Raw genomic sequence first — 24,125 nt, 5'->3', positions numbered from 1 at the left:
GGTCAGATAGCCTGTCCCGAACTTGATTCGGGAGAATCTCGCACGGCGAATAATCATCCCTCTCCCGAAGCAAGTTCGGGACAAGTTGTGTGTCGTCTTCGACATGCTCGATTTCATCTGTTTAAAATTGTTTTTTTATTATCTATAATCCACTTTTCTGCCAGTAAAAAACCATATCAACGGAAAACTGGGTAAAACTCTAGCGTAGGCTACTTCGGTCTTCCGTCATCGGTCTTCTAACCCGATAAGCAAAGAAAACATGGTTTCTGCCATCATTAAGTATAATCATATTGTTTTATAGTTGTTCCGGTTTTGCGATAAATCCCGCTTTTAAGACAGTTTTGAACACTTCGTCTGCAGTGATGTCGTCAGACTCTACAGATAGAATTCTATCTTCGCTCTGCAAATCCACTGACCAAGAATTGATCTTCGATTCGGCATTTAAAATAGGAGTGACTTTTGCGAGGCAATTGCCACAGTTGATGTTTGTTTTGAATTTTTGAGTTTTCATTTGTATTGAATTTAAAAGGATTAAAAGATTAAGGGTTTAGAAAAAGGTTAAGGGCTAAATTGGGAGGTGGATCTTATTTCTTGCTTCTTGATACTAACTACTTACTACCAGCTACTCTCTATAAAATCCCCCTTGCCCCCTTTGCATGGATTTATATTTCCAAACCAAGTCATCAATCCAAGGGGGAGTTCGCAGGTTTTGTCACTAGACTCTCGTCTATTGACTCGTGGATTTTGTTTCTTGTTTTTAACTCTTAATGTTAATGATTCCAGTAAAGTAAGAGATTGCTTCTTCGCTCGTACCTCGCTTATCGCAATGACGTACCTTGACATTCCCATCTTGGCTCTTGATTCTATAATCTTGCTACTTGCTACTTGCTACTTACTACTAGCTACTAGCTACTAAATACGTTTACTCTTTAACCTAAGGCTATTCAATACCACCGATACAGAACTAAACGCCATAGCCGCACCGGCGATCATAGGATCGAGCAAGAATCCATTGAAAGGATATAAAACCCCGGCGGCAATAGGGATGCCGATCACATTGTAAATAAATGCCCAGAAGAGATTCTCCTTAATTCCTCGAACGGTCTGCCCAGACAGATTTAATGCCTTGGGAATGACTTCAAGATCGGAGGATATGATGGTCATTTTTGCCACATCCATCGCAATGTCCGAACCATGTCCCATGGCGATGCTGATATCTGCCTGTGCCAATGCCTCTGAATCATTGATGCCATCACCGACCATTGCCACAATTTTACCTTTGGCTTGGAGCTCTTTGACAAACTCAGATTTATCTGAAGGCATCACTTCAGCTTTGAAGTCAGTCAAACCCACTTGCTTAGCAACGGAAGCGGCAGTCTGTTGATTGTCGCCGGTGAGCATATACACGTCAATGCCCTTTTCTTTTAGCTTTTGGATGGCTGATTTGGAGCTGCCTTTGATTTCATCGGAAATGGCAATTACCGAGAGTACTGATTCCTCATTGGCAAAGAATACTACGGTTCTGGCTTCATTACTCCAAGTTTTTGCCAGTTCATTTAATTCCGGGCTAATCGAAATACCATTCAGTTGGACCAATTTGCTATTCCCCACAAAGAACTTTTGACCGGAGGAATTTTTGGCTTCTACTCCCTGTCCCGTCAAGCTTTGAAAATCTGAAATCGATTCAATACTGAAGCCTTCTTCTCTTAGCTTTTTGCCTACTGCATCTGCCAGAGGATGCTCGGATTTAGATTCTATAGCAAGTAGAATAGGGGCAAAAGCATTTTTCAGCTCTTCGCTTTCCCAAGCAATATCCGAAACGGTAGGTTTTCCGGCGGTAATGGTTCCTGTTTTATCCAGAATAAGTGCATTGACTTTGTGGGCTATTTCCAGACTTTCGGCGTCTTTTATAAGAATATTATGCTCGGCACCTTTACCGATCCCTACCATAATAGCAGTAGGCGTGGCCAAGCCCAATGCGCAGGGACAGGCAATCACCAGCACAGCGACAGCATTCAAAATAGCATGGGAAAGTGCGTCCTCTCCTCCGATAAGCATCCAAACGATAAAGGTCAGAATTGAAATACCTATGACTACAGGGACAAAGATCGAGGCAATTTTATCCACTAATTTCTGAACTGGAGCCTTGCTGCCCTGAGCTTCCTGTACCCGCTTGATGATCTGGGATAGGAGGGTTTCGCTTCCGACTTTTTCGGCTGTGAAGTGAAAGCTGCCCTTTTGATTGATGGTTCCTGCGAAAACTTTATCACCTTCCGATTTCTCCACCGCAATGGGTTCGCCGCTGATCATGCTTTCATCCACAAAGGAATTACCCGATATCACTTTACCGTCCACGGGTATTTTTTCCCCGGGGCGAACGACGATTTCATTCCCTTTCTGAACGGCAGAGATGGAGATTTCTTTTTCCTCCCCATTGACAATAGCTTTCAGGGTTTTTGGCTGTAGCCCCATCAAATTCTTGAGCGCAGAGGAAGTTCTCGACTTTGCTTTTTCCTCCAGCAATTTCCCGAAAAGAATGAAGGTGATGATCACAGTGGCCGCTTCATAATAGACATGCGGCATAAAATTCCGGCTGATCCAGAATTCCGGAAACAGCGTGTTGAATAAACTAAAGGTAAAAGCTATCCCTGTACTGAGTGCAACCAGCGTGTCCATATTGACACTTTTATGAGTGGCTTGTTTCCAGGCGCTGATAAAAAAACGTCTTCCAAAAACTGTCATCACAGGAATAGCCAACACAAGCGAAATCCATGTGCCAGCTTGCCAGTGCATATAAAACATCCCGATGATGAAAATAGGGAGGGTTAGAATCGCTGCACCAATCGTATGCTTCTTTAACTTTTGGTAATGCTCGGCTTGGTTTGAAGAGACGGTTTCATCCACATTTTCTGTCTCTGTAATTAGCCCATACCCTATTGCTGAAAGCGCTTCGTTCAATCCTTCAGGATTTATTTCATCTGAGTATTCTACCAAAACGGTACTGGAAGCGAAATTTACTTGTGCGGATTTCACCCCATCTGTATGTGCCAGAATTGTTTCCACACTGGATGCGCAAGCAGCGCAAGTCATGCCGGTGACGGGAAACGTCTCTTTGTGCAGTGTCTGAGTGGATTCTTCCATGGGTTGTTTGTCTTTAGTTGACATTACAAACTTAGGAAGACGTAAGGAGGGAAGTGTTATGGAATTCTGGGGAAAAGTTATGAGATTTTGTGTTATAACCACAGAGGGCACAAAGGGTAACACAGAGGGCACAAGTTAATTATCTCTTTGAAGGTTTATCTGTGAGCTCTATGATCTATGTGGTTTGAATAGCCTTACCACAGAGATTCACCAAGAAGCACAAAGGTTAGAGTTTGCTTTCCCTTGACCATTTAAATTGAAAATTGGAAATTGATCATCTTTTTAAACCACATAGCCACATAGAGAAGCATAGAAATGATCTGACTAGAAGTGAGATTAATTTTTCATCCTGCATAAGCTCATTCACGGAAAGACGGTTGTTGAAGGTCATTCATGATGACCCGCCTACCGGAGGGCAGGCACGAACGGCGGCCAGAAGGATGATCAGGTCTGAAAGACAGTGGGTCTGTGGCCTTAGCACTTTATGTACTTTGTTTCTTTTGTGGTGAAAATGATAAGTAGGAAGCCATAAAGCGACCAGTCTACCTAATAGAGCAAGTCTGTATTTCTGGCAAAAACTATGAGTTCTATGAATCTATGTGGTTGATAAAAGTAAAAGCATCATGTTTTTTACCGCAGTGATCACAGAGGTTTACACAGAGGGCACAGAAAGAAAATGTTGATGTTGACCTGCTTCTCCAGAAGCTGGACTTTGAAATTGGATGAAATCGAGCATGTTGAAAACGACACACACTGGGTTGATTATAATGCATGCGAGATTCCATGTGACCATTCAAAAACAAATTATAGACACATGAAAAAAAGGCTTAGCAATTTAAATCGCTAAGCCTTTATAAGTATACTGTTGCCGACAAGGGAGTGTCGCCTGTCGACTAGAATTACCTCAAGGAATTAATCCATTTGGCGATTTTCATCGCATCTTCTTTGGATACTTGAGCCATTGGAGGCATTTCGGTAGGATAGTCAGGCCAGTTCTGCGGCTCAGGATTGTAGATTAACTCGACAATTCTCTCATCCGAATATCGCCTTTTCGCAACTTCTGCATAGCCTGGGCCGATCAGCTTCTTGTCTTTTTGGTGGCAAGCTGTACAGGTGTTTTTAGCCAGGATGGACTTGATTTCCGCATCAGTAGGAACTGCGGATGCTACGGCTTTCGCAGCAGCCGGCTTAGGTGTAGCAGGCTTTGCAGCCACTTCTTTCACCGGCTCAGGAGCCGGAGTTTTGATCACCATTTTGCTGCCTGAAGGAATACTGTTCAAGGTATAATAAGCATCTGGATGAACCAAAGAGAAACTTCCGTCTACTGCTCGCACGCCTTCAAGGCTGATCTTGTGAACGAAGTGAGGTCTTAAGCCTTCTACTGCTATTCTGGCTGACATACCGTCTTCTGCCACTTCCACTCCCAATACTTTGAGTGTTTTGCTGTCCACTGGAGGGCTGCCATACACCGGGTAAAACTTGTAGGTGAAGCTTTCCACTGCATATGACGTCAAATCCTCAGCTGAAGCTTTGTCCACAGGCTTGGTGAATTCAATCAAGAACCCATCAGACTGAGCTTTGACAGTTCTCATCTCGAATGGTACGTTATGATTCCAAACCAATCGCTGCAAACCTTCATTTGCTTCACCGGCAGAACCCCAACCACGGTTGGTCTCACCGATAAACAAAGATTTGTCAGGTGCCCAAGCCATTCTCAAAATACCGGATTGGAATCCGGATCTGAAATCTATGGAAGCTCCCTGCATCTGTCCGTTCACTTCTTCGAGAATTACACGCATGATTTTACTTTGTCCCTGATCACCCACCAATACTTGACCTGCAAAAGGACCGAAATGACCTTCCGGAATCAGAACAGGTTCGGCATTTGAAATACCCTGGATTCCGTGAGGCAACCAAACGGCAGGCAATTTCAAATCGGGAAGTTTTTCCTTTGCCTGGGCATTGGTAATATATGGAGCATCGATTACATTCTCGGGCTTAATAAATCCACCGGTTCCATTGGGGATTTTTTGAGGATCGACCACTTTGTCAAATTCCTCAGCCGTCAATTTCAAAGGTGAATCAGGAAGTCCCGTCCAAGCCAGACCCGCAGGGTGGCCTGTGAAATCTCCTTTGTCGATGAACCATAATCCACCTGAGCCCATGTAATCACCCTGGTTTTCGGTATAGACCAATTGATCGCCCAGCATACCCAATCCGGCAGGAGATCTCATCCCTGTGGCATAAGGCTCCATGCTACCATCCCGGTTGATCTTCATGATCCAGCCTCTCATTGGCACTCGACTTTCGCCTCTCCACCATTCCTGATCACCGAAAGCAACGTTTGCTGATACGAAGAAAGAACCGTCAGGACCGATTTTAGGACCGAAACTATATTCATGATAATGAGCCGAAAGTGGCCATGCATATACTGTCTCGTACAAATCGGCTATCCCATCCTGATCTGTATCTACCAGTTTGGTCAATTCACCTCTTTGTGCCAGATAGAATGCTCCATCTTCATACACCAAGCCCAAAATCTCATGGAGTCCTGAAGCAAATTTTCTGAAAAAAGGCCTAGGACTGGTCGGGTTTTCTACGATAAATACGTCACCTCTACGTGTAGCTACGCCTAGGTTGCCATTTGGCAGTACAGTCAAGCCACCAACTTCCAAAAGTGTTCCTTCAGGGGCGGTTACCCGCATGATTTTGAAGAAATCTTCTTCTTTTGGGGATTCCTGTGCATCTACCTGCCCGGGCATCAGCTGTATTATAGCAGCTAGTCCAAAGGCAATTTTTGTGAATTTGTTTTTTAGTATTGTTTTCATTGCGCTGTCCTTGGATTAAAAGAGAAGATTGTAAACGATGTTTCCCTTTGCAGGCAAGAAAATTCCGGCATTGCCATCAGTGGTATGTGATACAGGAGCGCCATAAGTTGCTTCATCGTATTGCAGATAAACACCCGTTTCAGGCAATAAATAATAGCCTTTGTTGATTTTTTGGATCTCAGTACCGGCAGCTACTTTGTAAAAACCATTGCCAATACCGGAAACAGATCTGCTGATTCCTTTGCCGGAATCTAAAACTTTGATTTCATCTTTCACAGATTCCCCGGATAGGAGGTAAGAGAAGACAATGTCTTGAGAACCGTCTATTAGTTGATATCCTTTGGTTCTGAACTCTTCTGACGCACTATAGTCGCTGCCTACAGCATTTATTGCCGGAGCAGTCAAATTAATTACCGCACCACGAGGTACGGAGACACCATTTCCACGGCTATTCCACATAGGGGTAGCGTTAAGAAATTCGCCTCTCCATACTTGGATCAACGTACCTGTTTCCATATCGTAGGCATAGTTTACCCGCTCTTTGCCGGCAACTGAAACTACATGGCTCAGTCTTTTGAAATTTGGGATATCCCGGAAGCTGCGCAAAACAGGGGTAGCATCTGCATCTACGTAAATAGGATCCGTATCCTGATAGGCACCGGCTTCGGAAACCAAAAGATCCGTATTTCTAAGTCCCGGTCCGGAGATAGAAAGGTTGAAGCCATCCACAGACCAATTTCTGTTTTTGGACGCGATGATCTGCACAGGGTTGTCTCCAGCTTTTAATTGTTTTGTCACACGCACTCCTCTGTCAGATAGTCCAGATACAGATTCGTTGCCTAGTGCAAATCCGGAAAGTCCACCCGGAACCTGTAGTGTAATCAGATATTCACCCGCTTCGGCCACATTGAGGTTTGCAGTGTATTTTGTCAAATTAACATCGGATACGGATGACGGAACTTCTTTGAATGAAGCGACATTTCCTTTTGCTACTGCCGTTTTTCCTTCCAGTTCTTCCAGACTGTTGAAAGATCCTTGGTAAGTTTCATAGCCCACATTGGATATGGAAGGTGTTTTTGCATTGAAAGGAGTGATCTCGATATTTCTGAATGCCACAGCTCCATGATCTCCCTGGATTCTAAGCGGGCCTTCCGCGACATCTTCTCCTGTCATAGAACCACGGGTAGGACCGTAGACCTCCAGATTTTCATGAATGGTCACATCGTTCAGTTTTACGGAAAGAAAGCGTGCGTTCTCTATTTTGTTGCCTGAAGCATCAAATTTTGCAGCTTGGAAGGAGACTTCCAGTTTCTGCCAGATACCGGGTGCTTTGGAGACATTTTGACGTGGAGCGTATCCTTGATAGCCTTTTTGACCTTCAGGCTTGCTCTCATCCCAGCGCTGATAGATTCCTCCATTGTCACCGGGTTTGGTACTGGTGGAAGTCCAACTATCCAGGATTTGGATTTCATAGTTTCCCTGAAGGTAAACGCCGGAATTAGAACCGGGGGCTACCATGAATTCCAGAGAAAGATCCACATCTCCGAATTTATCTGTGGATATGATATCGGTTCCAGGGGTCTTTTTGCCTGGAATATTGGCTAGAATGCCATTACCGCTTTGGGATTGTAGGCTGCCTGGGATAGCCGGGTCAGCCCAGACTTTCCCTACTTCTGTCCAGCTTCCTTTATTATTGCTAAAGGAATCCAGCGTGAGTTTGGATACAGTTTGGCCCTGTGCAGTCATCAATGGGGTGGCAACAGCCAAGGCTATTCCCAACCCAAGTAATCTGGGGTTCAAAAACATAAGTTAATAGATAGTTTTGTTTTACTTAATAATGAGATACTTATCGCTTCATTTTAATGGAATGAGGCATATATAAGTTGGAAAAGGAGTTGATACCCAATTTTAGTAATCCGAAAGATACATGATGAATCATTCTTTATTGGAAATTTTTTAATGAAATGTGACCAAAAAAACGAAACATAAGGACGGTAGATACCAAGCTACTAGCACTTTAATTAGTTGAAAAAATAGAAATCCCCAGGTGATTGGTTTGAACAATCACCTGGGGGGAATTCTTAATTGGCGTATCCTGGATTCTGGGTCAAAGAGGGGTTTCTCTGTAACTCCTGCTCAGGTAGAGGAAACAGCATATTTGCTTCCTTAATAGGGCCATTGAAGTAATTAACTGAACCTACAGCATCGATGAAATTGATTTCACCGCTACCATTGTCGGTCGGTGCAGGCATTTTTCTGGTTCTCATCACATCAAACCAAATAGGAAATTCAAAAACAAGTTCTCTAACCCGTTCTTTCCATACTTCCTCTACAAACTCATCAACCGATAAGCCTGAAAGTTGGCTTCTGATTGCAGATGCATCAGTTTTCCATAGTGCCCTCGCTCTTATTTGAGTTAGGTAATCTACGGCCTCAGTAGTAACACCTTCTGATTTGGCAATCGCTTCTGCGGCGATCAATAAAACATCAGCATAAGAATATATTACTTTGTCTTTGCTTGAAAGTGCAGAAGTATTGGCGGCTTCCTCATCTACCCACATGTAAGGAGATGTGGCAAACTCGATCACTTGCCCGTCTTTAGTAATAGAAGAGTGGAAATACTGCTTTTCCTGAACTCTTAGGTCATTTGCCTTATCGTATGAATTTAACAAAGGCGGGGTTGGTCCATAAGCATTGTTGGTAATAGCAAATGCTAGTTGCGGAGCCAAAGTCACCGGATAGCTTATAGCCGGATATCCGTTATTAGCAATAGTCTCATCAAATTCGAAATAGTAAATATACTCTTGTGGAATACTTACACTAGATTTCAATTTGTTGTAGGCAGAACCTTCTGAAGCCAATTCGCCCCCGGCAGTCATAGTATGTTGTTCCAAGGAATGAACCCCGGAATTAATGATTGCTTTGGCAACTTCAGCAGAGTTGGCATAATTGTTTTCTCCAATAGCTGCTCCACTCATAGTCAGATAAACTTCTGCAAGAACCGTTTGCGCTACCGTTTTGGAAATCCTACCGGAATTATCCGACATAGCAACATTTGCCAATCCCGAACCTCCTATGGCCGCATTAAGATCATCTACGATCAACTCATAAATCTGTGCTGCAGGAGTTCGTTCTAGAAATAAATTTTCGAGGCTTTCGTATGGTTCTGTGATCAAAGGCACATCCCCAAACATTCTTACCAGATAATAGTAATTCATGGCGCGGAAAAACTTCGCTTCTGCCATATATCTTTCGGCATCTGCTTCGGGTAAACCCGGCGTCGTCGGAATATATTTAATGGCATTGTTTGATCTCGAAATACCTGCGTAAATATCCGACCACATTGAATTAAAATAGTCCGAAAGGTTCAAACCGTCAAAAGTCATGGTCTGGCCTCTTTGTACATGGAATTCCTGGCCTTTGTAATCATTATCTACAAAACCGGATAGGTAAGGGCCAAACATTGCCCTTGCGCCGGAATATACTCCCGTCTGATACATTTGCATGGCACCTCGTCTATACAATGCATTCACAGCATCTCTAGCGTGCTCAGGCCTGCTGAAATATTGATTTGTAGCTACTTCATCTCTTGGCTTTTCTTCTAAGAAGCTGTCGCAAGATGTGGCTGATAGCAATATTCCTAAATATAAAATATATGTCTTTTTCATGTGTTTATAATTAAGGATTAAAATTGAAGGCTAACACCGACCGTGTACGTTCTTGGTCTAGGATACTGGAAGAAGAATATATTCTGTCCCCACTGATTGCCTTCCCAAGACGAAGCTTCAGGATCATATCCCTTAAAGTCCTTAGAACTAATTAGAAATGCATTCTGGACATTTGCATAAACTCTTAGTTTGCTAAGTCCGGAATTTCTGGCCATAATTTCGTTGAAGGTATAACCAAGAGAAATCAAGTTTCCTCTGATATAAGATCCATCAGCTACCCAATGACTATCCACTTCACTGTTTTGACCTGAATAAGGACCGTTTCTGATCTGCTGAACCATCGTATTTTGGTTGTCTTCTGTCCAGGCGTCATACAAGACATCTTTCAAGCCGCTGGCAAAACCGGTTCTATCCTGAGTGGAGTGGAAGGACTGCTGAAGGATATCAACTCCTGCCACAAACTGCACATCCACAGTCAAATCAAAATTCTTATAGTAGAAGTTGTTTATAAAACTTCCAGTCCATTCAGGCAAACCATTTCCTATGATTTTTCTTTCAGCGCTTCTTTTCGCTTCGCCGGGAACTGCTCCTACTTCTGCAGCTTCTGCAGCCTCATGGGTGCCCCAAGTACCCAATCTTTCAAATCCCCAGAAGGAGCTTAATGGCTCTCCAACTCTTAGGATAGTTTGGCTACCTGATACCCAGTTAGGACCCGGGAAGATGTCTTCGTCATTCTCACCAAGTTTCTCAATTTGGTTTTTATTGAACGAGAAATTCAAATTAGACTCCCAGCTAAAATCGTTGGTCGTGATAGGGAATGCTTTTACCAAAACTTCCACTCCTCTATTGGAAACGGATCCAATATTATCTCTTACGGCTGAAAATCCGGAGGAAGAAGGAACCGGTCTGTCCAAAAGAAGATCAGTAGTTAACTTGTAGTAATAATCAAAGCTGAATACCAATGCTCTGTCCAATAAAGACAAATCAAATCCAATGTCGAACTGTCTTGTTTTTTCCCATTCCAAGTCTGGATTAGGGAGTCTATTCACATAACTGATTGGAGCTCTTGTCCCGTTCAAAAGAGTGGTTTCTGATGAATAAGTGCCTAGAGATTGATAAGTAGGGATTTCTGTATTACCCGTAATACCAAAGCTTGATCTCACTTTCAATTCATTGATCGTATTGGATACTCCTTGCATAAAGGGCTCGTTGGAAAGAACATATCCTAAGCCTACAGAAGGGAATACACCATATTTATTGTTGTCTCCAAATCTGGATGAACCATCCACACGGCCGGTGAAGGTTACCAAATACTTACTTTTATAGCTATAATTACCTCTTACGAAGTAAGAATTCATACTCCATTCATCGTATCCTGAATTCGGTGTTCCCGGCTGACTGGCTGACTGGATTCTATTGAAAGTAAATGTATCATCAGAGAATCCTGTGGCTGAAACATTGAAGAATTCTTCTGTTCTCTTTTGCCAGCTCAAACCCGCCATTGCATTAATAGAATGGTCACCCAAATCTTTGGTATAAGTCAGGTAGTTTTCTTGCTGCCAGTACAAATTTCTGTTGTTTCCGAGGTAAGCATAACCATTGGGAGAGGAGATGTTAATCAAATCAGTAGGGCTATAGATTTGCTCATTGAAATCGTTCTTGTCAAAGCCTATCTGAGAACGAAAATCCAGTCCCGGAAGGATGTGGAATGTGGTATAAAAGTTACCGAATAGCTTTGTTCTCTTTCTCAAACGATCTTGGGTTTCCAAAACATGTACCGGATTTGGAATAGCTTCCAATCCATAAGCATCCGAAACCATACCCGAATTACTGTAGGTGCCGTCAGGGAATTTTACCGGAAAGATTGCCGGCATTTCTATCATAGATCTTCTTGGCATCTGATGTCCGCCGCTTTCTTCAAATACGTTTTCTGTGGTATTGTTTGCGAGCAAGTTGATTCCTACGGAAAGCCATTTTTTTGGCTGGGCATCATATGCAAATTTACCATTGATACGCTTTAGGTAGTTATTAAGCATAATCCCTTCCATGTCTGCATAATTCAAAAACGCTCCAAAAGAAGACTTTTCTGATTTAGACTGGAAAGACAATTGATGGTTATGGGAAATCGCTGTACGGGTGGCCTCATCCTGCCAATCTGTATCGTATAAAGGATTTCCATTGGCATCAAATAAATTTGGATCATTCCTGGTAAATGCAGGAATCGGAGAATTTGGTCTGTATTTGCTGTGGTTAGCATAGCCTCGCTCCAATACTTCCATAAACTCTTCTGCATTCAAAAGATCTAATTTCTTAGGCAGAACACCGACGCTTACAAACCCATCATACCCAACAATTGATCCAACAGCTTTGGCGCCTCTTCTAGTGCTGACCATCACTACGCCGTTGGCACCTCTAGCTCCATAAATAGCAGTGGAAGATGCATCTTTAAGCACTTCCATACTTTCGATATCATTTGGATTTAGGAATTCTATGTTTTCCATTACCACACCATCTACTACATACAGCGGCTGAGAGGAAGAATTGATCGTTCCAAGACCTCTGATAAGAACCCTTGGGCTTGATGAAGGAGATCCTGAGTTCAGAAATACATTCACACCTGCTACTTTACCTTTTAGCCCTTGAAGAGCATTGTTGATCGGCTGTTTCAGAAGTTCTTCGCCACCTACTACTCCGACCGAACCTGTCAGATCAGACTTCTTTACTGTACCATATCCCACTACTACTACTTCATCCAAATCTGTTTCATCGGAATTCATAGTCAGATTGAAAGTTTTCTGATTTCCCACAGGGATTTCCAAGGTTTGCATACCTATGAAACTCAAAACCAAAACTGATTCCTCAGATTGTACCGTCAGGCTAAATTTCCCATCCAGATCAGTGATTATCCCATTGGAAGTTCCTTTTTCGATCACAGATACTCCCGGAAGTGGGGTATTGCTTTCATCCACCACCACACCGGTGACAGTGATTGCTGCAGCTTCGTCGATGGTTACTGCAGTTTCCGGCACGTACACTGCTCTCTTGCGTACCATGATGTTCTGATTGATTTGCTTGAATTCCAGCTTGGTTTGTCTGGACATTTCTACCAAAGCATCAAAAACGTTGGTATTGACATCGATCTGAACTTTCGAAATGCCTTTGAGCTCCTTGTTGGTGTAAACAAAATTAAATCCCGAAGCAGCTTCCAATTGAGCGAAGGCCTCCTCAATCGTCGCATTCTGCAACTGCATGCTTAATTTCACCTCATCCATTCTTTTGTCCTGGATTTTACCATTGGCGGCAAAAAGGACAGTCATGGTAAGGAATTGTACTAAGATTATTTGGAGAAATCTCTTAGACAAGGTTATAATGTGTAACCGTTTGTCATTTTTCATAACTGTAAATTTGGTTTAACTGTTCTTTATGGTTTACTCTTTAAATTTCAGAATGCTTTGACAGCGCAACCTGAAACCTTAGACTGGATCTGTTGAGGCATCTTCAGTCGTTTTCACATAATTCATAAACTGTTTTTCTTGCATAGACATAAGAGGGGGTTATTGTTTGAAATTAATTTGAATGTTTTTACCGTTTATTTCGTAGCTAAACCGCGCGGTATAGCTTAGGCCTTCCAGTATATTGTGTAGTGTTTCGTCCTTGAACTTGCCCGAAAGCGTCAAATTTTGATCAGCGTAATTGTTGAGCGTGATTTTCACCCCAAACCAGTTCTCCAGAACCTTAATCGCTTCAGGAAGCGGGGTTTGATCGAAAATGATGGTTTTGTAGATCCAGGCAAGTAACTTTTCCTCGTCAAAAGATTCTTTTTCCCATGAGTTGCCATGAGCGAAAGTGCTCACTTGTTCGCCGGGGGTAAGTTGATCTGTAAAGTCCAATACTTCGGTTGATTTTACTTCCACCTTACCGGTTACCAGCGAAATGACTATTTTCTCTGACGGGTGAGCCCGGATATTGAAAGTGGTTCCAAGTGCTTTGGTGACTATGTCTTCCGTAATGACTACAAATGGCTTATGCGGATTATGGGCAACCTCAAAATAGGCTTCACCCTCCAGAAATACTTCTCGTGTGTCTCCGATAAAATCCCTTGCATACCGGATGCTGGTGCCTGCATTGAGCGTAACCTTCGATCCATCACTTAAGGTAAGAGAGGATTTTACACCCGGCTTTGTACTGTAAGTGAGCCAATCGACCTCTTTGGATTCTTCCCGACCGGGCAGTGAATAGTATAAGATGCCAAGCAATGCTGCTAGGAGAAACATTGCGGCGATCTTCAGTAGGGGGAAATTGAATTTGGCTTTTGGGGTGCTCTCAATATGTCGTCTGATGGTGGCCTGGGAACCTATAGGAATGGATATGGCTTCCGACGCTTCTACTACTTGGCTGTCAAGCTTTACCTCTATTTGATTCCAAAGAGAATAAATTTCGTTCTCGTTGAGACTAAAATCAGTTTCGGGAAGGTGAAGTACAATTTCCCGTGCTAGCTGAATATCGTTGATGCGGTTGGGGTACTTTTGAAGGTAAAGTTCCCATCTTAGATTTGTTTGTTTGTTGGGGGACAGTATCCACTCTCTGAAGTCAGAGTCTAAGACGAAATCTTCTACCGAAAAATTTGATTTATCCATAATGAGCCTATTCAGTACATTAAGGAGAGAAGGGGCAAAAGTTATCCTTCTAAAATTTAATAATTTTTAAGAATTACATTTATCCTAAGAATCAATGCAATCGGTTGCGGAATCGGTAATAAGAAATGGTCTGATTTGTTGATTTTGTAACTCCTTAACCGGTTACTAAAATGAAAACGAGGATGGTTATGGCCTTCTTCAGTGCGCTGATTGCTTTCCAGGCTAGGGTATAAGTGGAGCGTATATTGATGCCCAATAAGGTGGCAGTTTCCTCATAGCTAAGCTTTTCAAAAAATAAATAGTGAATTACTTCTTTTTGGCGTAGAGGCAAAAGTGTCATTGCCTGTTTCATTTTGCCGGTGATTTCGGTTTCAGTCTGACGGAGTACGATTTCGTCTTCTACTGAAATTACAGCTGATTTATCCTCATCTGTTAGCCAATTAAGTTTCGAACGCCTTGCATCTTTGCCTAACTCCTTTTGAATTCTGTTGGAAAGAGCCTTAAACAGGTATTGCTTTACAGCCGCGTCTCCACAAAGCCTAGCTCTGTACTGCCAGAGATCTATGAAAATATCTTGAATAGCATCCTTTACAATGGCATCGTCTGCATGAAGGCTCATGCCGAATTTGTACAGATCCTTAATAAATAACTTATAGATAGCCTCTAGGGCAGATTTATCCCCTGAGCGGAGCTCATCCCACAATTGTGGAACCGAAGGCTCGTCTAATAAATACGTATTAGAAAAGGGCAATTTGAATTGGGTTAACTGAATTGAAGGCACAATTAACAAATTTTATAAAATGTAAAAAACATAAAAGTGACAAAAGGTAAGGTGATAAAAATGACCATGTCAGAGCTTCTGAATAGAAAAATTGTTTTTTACACTGGTATTTGACGAAAAAATAGGCCGTTTGCTTATCAACCCGTGAAAAAATAGTCAAAGTGTTTCCAGTTCACCAAGTGGTCAGATTTTGACTTTTTTAAATTCCATCCAAAGTTCTATGCTTAACATTTCCTTTTTGCTGCCACTACTAGTGTCATGAACAGGCTCTATCAGGAAATCCTAAAAAGCTTTGCTTTACCGGTTAATGGTTGAAAAAGTGAGCCCTCTGCGCCATTGTGGGAAATAAAGGTCGCGTATTACCGGTTGTTTTAGAATGAATTCAAATTGGCGTGAATACGTGGATTTTTTATAGTCGGTTTCTATACCTAGCTGATTTTCTTTAACTTAAAAGCATAAACATAACCAATAACCCATGGCACTTATAAACCTTAAAATCAACGGAAAGGCTCATTCGGTTGATGTAGAAGAAGATACCCCACTACTTTGGGTTCTTCGGGATCATCTTGGATTAGTCGGAACAAAATACTCTTGCGGCATCGCCCAATGTGGCGCCTGCACCGTTCACAGAAACGGAGAAGCAATGTTCTCCTGTGTTACTCCGGCGTCTAGTCTGACGGAGGATGAGATCACGACTATAGAAGGACTTTCGGAAAACGGAGATCACCCGGTCCAGAAGGCTTGGGCAGAAGTGGACGTAGCCCAATGCGGATACTGTCAGGCTGGACAGATTATGAGCGCAGCTTCCTTATTGAAGAAAAACGCAGCCCCTTCCATGGAGGAAATAGATGAAGCTATGGACAAAAATATCTGTAGATGCGGAACTTATCATAAAATCAGAGAGGCCGTTGCGATGGCTGCCAACTCCAAATAATCATGGCTACACTGACAAGAACTAACCGAAGAGACTTCCTGAAAATTGCCGGAACCACGGCAGGAGGATTATTTATAGGCTTTAATTGGATGAGCTGTGACTCACCGAAAATGGAAGTGCTGAGTACGGATGAGGTATTGGCTAATGCCAAGAATTTCAATGCGTTTTTGAGCATTGCACCAAGCGGGGATATTGTGATTTATTCACCGAACCCTGAACTGGGACAGAATATCAAAACTTCTTTTCCCATGATCGTAGCAGAGGAACTGGATGCAGATTGGAGCAAAGTTCGCGTACTGCAGGCCAATTTGGACACGGACAGATTCGAGCGACAATTGACCGGAGGTTCAGGAGCTATGCCTCATTCCTGGGAGCGGCTTCGCAAAGCAGGGGCTACGGCAAAATACCTCTTGGTCGCTGCTGCTGCCAAGACATGGGAAGTGCCGGCCGAAGAATTGACCACTTCAGAAGGGATGATATATCATAAGGCGAGTGGAAAGAAAGTAGGCTATGGAGAAATGGCCGATGAAGCTTCATTAATGACTGCACCTGATGATATCGCATTAAAGGATAAAAAAGACTTTAAGATCATCGGCACGCCGGTTAAGAATGTAGACAGTGGTGCTATTTTCAAAGGAGAGCCACTGTTTGGATTGGATTTTTACAGAGAAGGAATGCTTCATGCGATGATTCAGCGTGCACCTTTTGGCATGAAAATCAAATCCATAGATGATGCCGGAGCTAGAAATGTAGCGGGAGTCAAGGATGTAGTGACTTTTGAAAATAGTGTGGCCGTAGTAGGAACTTCTACCTGGCCATTGATGAAAGCCAAAAAGCTGTTGAAGGTGGAATATGAGGCTGATGGAAAAGTAGAGAGTTCCGCAGATCATGACCGGATATTCAAGGACTTATTGGTCAATGGAAAAGCAGAAGTAAAGCGGGAAGATGGCAATGTAACTACAGCGTTCAAAAATGCCGCTCAGGTAATAACTGCGGAATACCAGTGTCCGTTTCTTTCACATTCTCCCATGGAGCCAATGAATTTCTTTGCCCATGTCAAAGAAGATTCTGTAGAATTGGTCGGCCCAACACAGACTCCTGAGAGCGCAAGAAGGACTGCGGCAGAAGTATCGGGAATTGCTCCTGAGAACATCACGGTAGAAATCACCAGGTTGGGAGGAGGATTTGGACGAAGACTTCGGGCAGATTATGTAGCCGAAGCCGTTCATGTATCGAAGCTGGTAAACGCCCCGGTGAAATTAACCTGGAGCAGGGAGGATGATCTGACGGGGGGAGCTTACCGTCCTGCCGTGCGGTATAGATTTGAGGCAGCCTTGGATACCGAAGGCAATATGACAGGATACAAACTTCGAGGGGTAGGCATGAATGCGGGCAACAGCACCCGAGAGCATAATTTCCCATCAGGAGCAGTGGATAATTTACTGATCGAAAATGTAGATTACCAATCATCTATTACTACCAATGCTTGGAGAGCACCCATCACAAATTTCTTGGCATATGCTGAGCAATCATTTTTGGATGAAGTAGCTTTAGCTGCCAAGAAAGATCCTGTAGCATTTAGACTGGAATTGTTGGAAAAAGCGAAAGCAAATCCAGTAGGGGGAGAGCTTCAGTATGATGCTGATCGTATGATAGGAGTTACGAAAATGGCTGCCGAGAAATCCAATTGGGGTAAAAATCCCAATGTAAAGCAGGGATTTTCAGTGTATTACTCTCATAGAACTTATGTGGCACAAGTCGCTGATATCGAGATAGAAAATGGCACTCCATCTCTCAAAAAGATTCATGTGGTCACAGACTGCGGAATGGTAGTGAATCCCACGGGCGCCAATCACCAAGTGAGAGGTGGAGTAGTAGATGGAATGGGACATGCGATGTATGGAAATCTGACGTTTGAGGGTGGGCTACCCACTCAGACCAACTTCGACAAATACCGACTGATCCGGATGAAGGAAGTACCAACTGTGGATACTTATTATGTGGATAGCGGCTATGATCCTACCGGACTTGGAGAGCCGTGTCTCCCGCCGACGGGAGGAGCTATTGCAAATGCTATCTTCAGTGCAACCGAAAGAAGGTTGAGAAGTCAGCCTTTTATAGAGCAGAAGGAGTTTCAGGATCTGAATTTGGGGATAAAGAGAGGGTGATTTTCCAGTAGCTAGATGTTAGATATAAGTATCAAGATGCTGGATACGAGAATCAAGATTTCAGAATCAAGATGAAAGAACCAAGAATAAAGCCCCTTTTCGGATAGTTGGAAAGGGGCTTTTGTTTTTGAGTCATGACAATTAACCGACTTTATAGTGAGATTATATTCCTCTTGTCTAGGTTTTGCTATAATCTCTCGGCTCTAAAATCTAGGCTCTAATCTTAACTACTTGATTTTTCCAGTAGCTAGACATTAGATATAAGTATCAAGACACTATATAAGAGGATCAAGATTTCAGAATCAAGATAAAAGAACCAGGAATAAAGCCCCTTTTCGGATAGCTGGAAAAGGGCTTTTGTCTTTGAGTCATGACAATTAACCGACTTTATAGTGAGATTATATTCCACTTGTCTAAGTTTTGCTATAATCTCTCGGCTCTAATATCTTGACTTTAACATCTTACTACTTGATTTTTCCAGTAGCTAGACGTTAGATATAAGTATCAAGACACTATAAGAGGATCAAGATTTCAAAATCAAGATAAGAGAACCAAGAATAAAGCTCCTTTTCGGATAGTTGGAAAGGGGCTTTTGTTTTTGAGTCATGACAATTAACCGATTTCAGAGTGAGACAGTATTGTTCTCTTGTCAAAGTTTTGCTATAATCTCTCGGCTCCTTGATACTAGCGGGATTCAGTTTGGAGATGGCGGACATTCGGAGCCGTTCTCTTCCTACCTACTCCTAACTTCTTAAAGATACTGATTTTCTTATTTACTCGGAACCGCCCGCTGCATCCAAGGTGATGTTATGCACTGGGTTCTTTTTCATTTTTTTTAAAATCCGGGTTGAAACCCAATAAATATCACCATTTCTTCCAAAAGTTAAATATTTTCCATCAGGCGTGACATCACCCCCCAATTCATCGAATTCTGTATTGATGGTTGGCCCAAGGTTTTGAGGATTTAACCATTGTCCCGATTCGTTCCTAAAGCTTATATAAAGGTCTGAGCCTCCATAACCACCTTCTCTATTTGACCTGAAAATCATGTACTCTTCATTCGGCGAAACATAGGGATCACCCCAACATTCAGTACCTTCCAAATTTTGATGATTAATAGGGCTTGGCAAAATCTTCATTTCTTGGTATTCTCCATTTTCAAATTTACTGTAAGCAATTTCCCCTGAATAGGTGCTAAAATAAATGGAAGAATCTGATACTATGCATGGATGCAGTGTGAACTTAGGGGTAATAAAATTCGGGGGAGAATTTAAACTGATTGGATCACCCCATCCTTCCACGTTCCTTTCCGAATAACATATGTCAAGACTTCCTTTTTGATTTTCAACCTTGTTTGCAAAATAGTATAAGCGGCTTCCGCTAAGTGCTATAAATGGTTCGCTTGTTCTCCTTCCCTTAGAAAAGCTTACTGTATCTGGTTCTGTCCATTTTCCATCTTTGAATTCCGTAAACAGAATGAATGAAGGAGTTGGATCTGGATAATATTCTATTGAAAAATAGATTTCCAATCCATTTGGAGAAAAAGTAATTACCTCTTCATTCCTATTATTTATTGATACTATACCTGGAGCAAAAATTTCCGGAATCAATTTAGGTGGTTTTTGACTTAAATATTTATTTGAATTACAACCAAACACAAATGTTAGAAACATAGTAAAAAAAATATATCGATTCGTATTTTCCATGTTTACTTGTCTAGTGCATAACTACTTGATAACCTGACCTTATCTACTAGTTGCTTTCTTAAATCTCATCCATTTCCCTTTCAGGCCAATACGGACCTTTGAGGCTAAGATTATCGTTGACAATCTCGAATGTGATTTTCATCTGATCCCGCTTTTGTTCGTGAATAGCAAGACAGGCATTGAAGTGTACCAGATCAAAATCCAATTGGAAATCCCCTGAATTTTGATCCTTAAAATTAATCTCAGAACCGAGATCCACTCTCTCTGCCAGCGCACCTTCCTTCTTGAAATAGTAGGAGAGGAAAATCCCCAAGTTTTTCTGATTGTCAAGTAATACCTTCTTGATTTGATCTGAAAGGGGCTTTTCCGACTTAGGTAATTCGAATGTCCAAGCTTCTTGCATAAATAAAATTAAAGAATTCTTAGCAGGGTTCAAGTTTTTTCCTAAACCTTGAACCGGATAGAAATAGAATAAGTTGCGCCTTAGCGCCCTTGTGGGAGATACAATTGCAGATTAAAATTATGTTTGCCGCATAGTCACATAGAAAACATAGAAGTCTCCACTTTATGCATTAATTGTACTTGTTTCCGGATGTAATCGTGTACAGTCTTGATTTTGTGGTTTAAGCACAGTCTGAAGATTGCATTCAAGCAGGTCCAAGCCTGCCTCCCGGTCAGGCAGGTCAGGAGACATGAAGCCTGAATGGGATTGCAGACATAATTTTTTCTTCCTATCAACTTAGATTAATTATCATACAGTATGGTCTAAAAGCGATTGACTAGTTACTTTAGAATATGAATTACCCCATTTACCTCGATTACAATGCCACTACACCTTGCGTACCGGAAGTGGTCGATGCTATGCTTCCGTACTTTGGCGTTCATTTTGGAAATGCAGCAAGCAAATCCCATGCATTCGGCTGGATGGCCGAGAATGCAGTTGAGGCGGCACGGGAGCAGGTTGCCAATTTGATTGGAGCTCAGGCAAAAGAGCTTATTTTTACTTCTGGAGCTACCGAGGCGATTAATCTGGCCATCAAAGGTACTTTTGATTTATACAAAGGACAAAAGCAGCATTATATCACGTGTAAGACGGAGCATAAGGCAGTCTTGGATACGATGCTTTCCATAGAGAAAGAAGGTGCTGAAGTGACTTTTTTACCGGTAAATAGGGATGGAAATATTGATATTGAATTGTTGAAATCGAGTATTCTTCCCCATACTAAAATGATATGTATGATGTGGACAAATAATGAAACAGGCATAGTTCACCCCATCGAAGAAATCAAAACTATAGCAGAAGAGAATACTATCATTTTCCTAAGTGATGCAGTGCAGGCTGCCGGAAAGATTCCAGTCTCTGTAAGCGGAATTCATCTGATGGCTATTTCTGCGCATAAACTTTATGGACCGAAGGGAGTGGGAGCACTGTATATTCGACATAATCATTCCTTACCCAAGCCACTATCCCAAATTCATGGAGGAGGACATGAAAAAGGCTTTCGAAGCGGAACCCTAAATGTACCTGCTATTGTAGGTTTTGGGAAAGCTTCAGAATTACGAATGGCAGAAATGAAAGAGGAATCCATTCGCTTGGGAAGACTACGTGATTTGCTGGAAGTCAAACTACTATCTCTACCAGATACCGGATTGAACGGAGGTCAAAACCGTCTGTCACATGTGACCAATATTGCATTCGGTGGAGTAGAGGGTGAGGAATTACTGCGTAAAGTATGCCAAAAAGTCGCTGTGAGCTCTGGTTCGGCATGCACCAGTATTTCACCTAAACCTTCGCATGTGCTGCAGGCAATGGGTTTGGATACCGATCTGGGTAGAGCTTCTATCCGGTTTAGTCTGGGTAGGAATACTACTGAGCAAGAAGTGCTGGATACGGCGGAATGGGTGAGAAAAGTAGTAGGTGAGTTGCGGGGATAACTGTTTCTCACGATGACGTAGGTTTTCTCCCGCAACGGCGCAAAGGCGCGGTTTTTAAATTGTAGCTATCATTGCTTGTTTGTGATCTAATTTGATCTCAAAGGTTGAATAATCTTTATCTGACCGTTAACCAGTTTCTTATTAGTGAAAAGAATAGCGCCTTTGTGCCTTGGCGGGAGATATTCATTGCACTGCTGCGTCGCCACGAGAACCTTCGAACTTACAAATTCAAATCCCTTTTCCGTATCGTCGGAAAGTAAAACAGAAAAGAATAGCGCTTCTGTGCCTCAGCGGGAGATATTCATTGCACTGCTGCGTCGCCACGAGAACCTTCGAACTTACAAATTCAAATCCCTTTCCCGTATCGTCGGAAAGCAAAACAGAAAAGAATAGCGCCTTTGCGCCTTGGCGGGAGATTCATTGCGCCACTGCGTCGCCGCGAGAGCCTTTGAACCTACAAATTTAAATCCCTCAAATCCTCTTCCGTATCTATATCCACTTTGCCTTTTGGAAAGGACACAGTCACTAAGTCATCTTCATGGGCGAGGGCAATATTTTTGGCTCCTTCGTCGCCCGTCAGCTCCATCAATTCCTTAAAATAGGCCTCTCCGAAGAGTATGGGAACACCGATAGTTTTGGAATAGGCACAGGCAACAATTCCTTTTCCTTCCTTTTTCTGCGTTGCGATGAGTTTATTGAGAATCTTCGCATCCACAAAGGGCTGGTCACAAAGCATAATAATCACTTGATCGGGTTTGTCGAACTTAAGCATGTACTCCAGACCGATTTTGATGCTGGAAGACATCCCTTTCTGGAAGTGTGGATTGGGAATATTGGGGATACTTGCCCCCGGAAAAGTCTTCTTGATCTCATCCCGAAATGCTCCCAGTACCAAAACTCTTTTGTCGGCTTTGGAATCATTTGCAGCATCTATGGCCAATTGGAGTAAGGTTTTTCCTTTGAATTGTGCGATCTGCTTGGGATAGCCAAGTCTGGATGATTCTCCTGCTGCAAGTATGATGATTCCTGTCTTCATTTATTTCCTTAGTGTATGGGGCCTGTCTTATTTCTCAGAAAGGTACCTTGTTTTTTTGCCAAAACCGCTTTCACCTCCGCCAAAATGGACAAAGCGATCTCTTCAGAACCCTCTGCACCTATATCCAAACCCATTGGTGAGTAGATAGTATCTTGATTGACAGCTACTCCATTCCTTCCCAGTCGCTCAATAAGTTTTTCAGACTTTTTCTTTGGGCCCAAAATCCCGACATAAGGCAAATTTAAAGGCAACAAATCCTCCAAAACCAATGCTTCATAGTCAAAATTGTGTGTCATCAACAGCGCGGCACTGTTACTGTCTGTATCTAGCTGCTGCACCACTTCATTCCCGGATCCGGTGACGATTTTCAGAGCAGAAGGGAAGCGCTGTGCTGTGGCAAGGTTCTTTCTCCCATCGATTACCACCACCTCGAGCCCAAGTGTATCGGCCATTTTAGCCAAGGGGATGGTATCATTTCCCGCTCCGAAAAGGAAAAGGCGGATAGTAGGTTTGATGGATTCTATGAATACCTGAAGATCATCGAAAGCTTCATATTTTCGAATGATATGATAAGTAGAGTCACCACTTGCCAGCTCTTCTTGAATCCGGGTCCAAAGTGGATCCCCAAGACCGTCTTTATCACCAAACGTGAGCTTTTCTTTCAGAAGAACTTTCGTTCCTACTTGTTCTTGTTTGGAATATTTTACCGAAAACACAGTGATCAATCGGTAAAAATCACGATCGTTTAAAGCAATTTTTAGGAGTTCGATTGGATTGATAGTGTTTTGATAATCAATCGGTTCTATCAATACGTGAATAATTCCATTGCAGCCAAGTCCTATGCCGAATTTCTGATCATCCTCATCTGTAGTATCGTAGGTGACCAGCATGGATTTCTGCTGAAAGATGACTGTTTGCGCTTTGCGAAGCGCGTCCCCCTCCAGACATCCTCCACTGATCGCTCCCGTCAGTTCTCCATCTTCGGAAACCAGCATTCTAGCTCCTGGTCTTCTGTAAGCGGAGCCATCTACCTGCACTACGGTGGCCAAGGCAGTTTTCTTTTCTGCTAGTTTGTATTGTTCATAGACCTTAATAATGGCCTGAAATTCTTTCATAAAGCAAAAATCTAAAAGCATTAAGTTAAGCTACAGCAATCCCAATTTCAAAAGATTATTTTCAAATGGAGGGAAAGATTTGATTTTCGTAACTAATTAGTTGAAAAGTGCATGCTTAGATATGTCTCGTCACATCAACGAGATTGCCCACAATCGGAACGTTCTTGAGATGAACG

Annotated in this window: 15 protein-coding genes; 3 read left to right on the top strand and 12 right to left on the bottom strand. The window is 42.5% G+C overall.

Annotated features, from left to right (window positions below; all coding sequences use genetic code 11):
- Positions 1 to 295: 295 nt before the first annotated feature.
- The 8 genes from J2X69_RS22740 to J2X69_RS22705 all read right to left on the bottom strand — a co-directional run bounded on the left by J2X69_RS22740 (position 296) and on the right by J2X69_RS22705 (position 15,025).
- A complete protein-coding gene (locus J2X69_RS22740) occupies positions 296 to 511 on the bottom strand; it encodes a heavy-metal-associated domain-containing protein (RefSeq protein WP_310108512.1) in 216 nt (71 codons plus the stop codon).
- A gap of 401 nt (positions 512 to 912) precedes the next feature.
- Positions 913 to 3,141, bottom strand: coding sequence for a heavy metal translocating P-type ATPase (locus J2X69_RS22735; protein WP_310108510.1), 2,229 nt, complete (start codon positions 3,139 to 3,141; stop codon positions 913 to 915).
- Positions 3,142 to 4,040: 899 nt separating this feature from the next.
- On the bottom strand, positions 4,041 to 5,969 hold the full coding sequence (locus J2X69_RS22730; RefSeq protein WP_310108507.1) for a c-type cytochrome: 1,929 nt from the start codon (positions 5,967 to 5,969) through the stop codon (positions 4,041 to 4,043).
- A 15-nt stretch (positions 5,970 to 5,984) separates the two neighbouring features.
- The gene (locus tag J2X69_RS22725) at positions 5,985 to 7,769 is read right to left on the bottom strand and encodes a DUF1080 domain-containing protein (RefSeq protein ID WP_310108502.1); all 1,785 of its coding nucleotides are present in this window, start codon (positions 7,767 to 7,769) and stop codon (positions 5,985 to 5,987) included.
- 281 nt (positions 7,770 to 8,050) lie between these two features.
- Entirely contained in the window at positions 8,051 to 9,637 is a 1,587-nt protein-coding gene (locus J2X69_RS22720; RefSeq protein WP_310108500.1) for a RagB/SusD family nutrient uptake outer membrane protein, read from the bottom strand.
- A 17-nt stretch (positions 9,638 to 9,654) separates the two neighbouring features.
- Positions 9,655 to 13,032, bottom strand: a complete 3,378-nt coding sequence (locus tag J2X69_RS22715; RefSeq protein ID WP_310108498.1) for a TonB-dependent receptor — start codon at positions 13,030 to 13,032, stop codon at positions 9,655 to 9,657.
- Positions 13,033 to 13,191: 159 nt separating this feature from the next.
- On the bottom strand, positions 13,192 to 14,274 hold the full coding sequence (locus J2X69_RS22710) for a FecR domain-containing protein (RefSeq protein ID WP_310108495.1): 1,083 nt from the start codon (positions 14,272 to 14,274) through the stop codon (positions 13,192 to 13,194).
- 154 nt (positions 14,275 to 14,428) lie between these two features.
- Complete coding sequence (locus tag J2X69_RS22705; protein ID WP_310108493.1) at positions 14,429 to 15,025, bottom strand: sigma-70 family RNA polymerase sigma factor; 597 nt, start codon at positions 15,023 to 15,025, stop codon at positions 14,429 to 14,431.
- Positions 15,026 to 15,530: 505 nt separating this feature from the next.
- Between J2X69_RS22705 and J2X69_RS22700 the strand changes: the two genes are divergently transcribed.
- Positions 15,531 to 15,989 carry a 2Fe-2S iron-sulfur cluster-binding protein gene (locus J2X69_RS22700; protein WP_310108490.1) on the top strand — a complete coding sequence of 153 codons (459 nt, stop codon included), beginning with the start codon at positions 15,531 to 15,533 and terminating at the stop codon, positions 15,987 to 15,989.
- Positions 15,990 to 15,991: 2 nt separating this feature from the next.
- A complete protein-coding gene (locus J2X69_RS22695) occupies positions 15,992 to 18,157 on the top strand; it encodes a molybdopterin cofactor-binding domain-containing protein (RefSeq protein ID WP_310108488.1) in 2,166 nt (721 codons plus the stop codon).
- A gap of 773 nt (positions 18,158 to 18,930) precedes the next feature.
- On the opposite strand, the gene J2X69_RS22690 is transcribed toward J2X69_RS22695, so the two are convergent.
- Positions 18,931 to 19,863 (bottom strand): hypothetical protein, encoded by a 933-nt coding sequence (locus J2X69_RS22690; protein WP_310108485.1) that lies wholly within the window; start codon positions 19,861 to 19,863, stop codon positions 18,931 to 18,933.
- A gap of 58 nt (positions 19,864 to 19,921) precedes the next feature.
- Entirely contained in the window at positions 19,922 to 20,266 is a 345-nt protein-coding gene (locus tag J2X69_RS22685) for a hypothetical protein (RefSeq protein WP_310108483.1), read from the bottom strand.
- A 392-nt stretch (positions 20,267 to 20,658) separates the two neighbouring features.
- Between J2X69_RS22685 and J2X69_RS22680 the strand changes: the two genes are divergently transcribed.
- Positions 20,659 to 21,798 (top strand): cysteine desulfurase family protein, encoded by a 1,140-nt coding sequence (locus J2X69_RS22680; protein ID WP_310108480.1) that lies wholly within the window; start codon positions 20,659 to 20,661, stop codon positions 21,796 to 21,798.
- Between the two features lie 454 nt (positions 21,799 to 22,252).
- Here the strand turns inward: J2X69_RS22680 and J2X69_RS22675 are convergent, their stop codons facing one another.
- Together J2X69_RS22675 and J2X69_RS22670 are read right to left on the bottom strand one after the other, a co-directional pair.
- Positions 22,253 to 22,834, bottom strand: a complete 582-nt coding sequence (locus J2X69_RS22675) for a nucleotidyltransferase family protein (protein ID WP_310108476.1) — start codon at positions 22,832 to 22,834, stop codon at positions 22,253 to 22,255.
- Positions 22,835 to 22,842: 8 nt separating this feature from the next.
- Complete coding sequence (locus J2X69_RS22670; RefSeq protein WP_310108473.1) at positions 22,843 to 23,949, bottom strand: XdhC family protein; 1,107 nt, start codon at positions 23,947 to 23,949, stop codon at positions 22,843 to 22,845.
- Positions 23,950 to 24,125 lie beyond the last annotated feature (176 nt).

Origin of the sequence: Algoriphagus sp. 4150, assembly GCF_031457395.1 — a bacterium.
Classification (GTDB): Bacteria; Bacteroidota; Bacteroidia; order Cytophagales; family Cyclobacteriaceae; genus Algoriphagus.
This window is presented reverse-complemented; position numbering and strand designations above follow the sequence as displayed.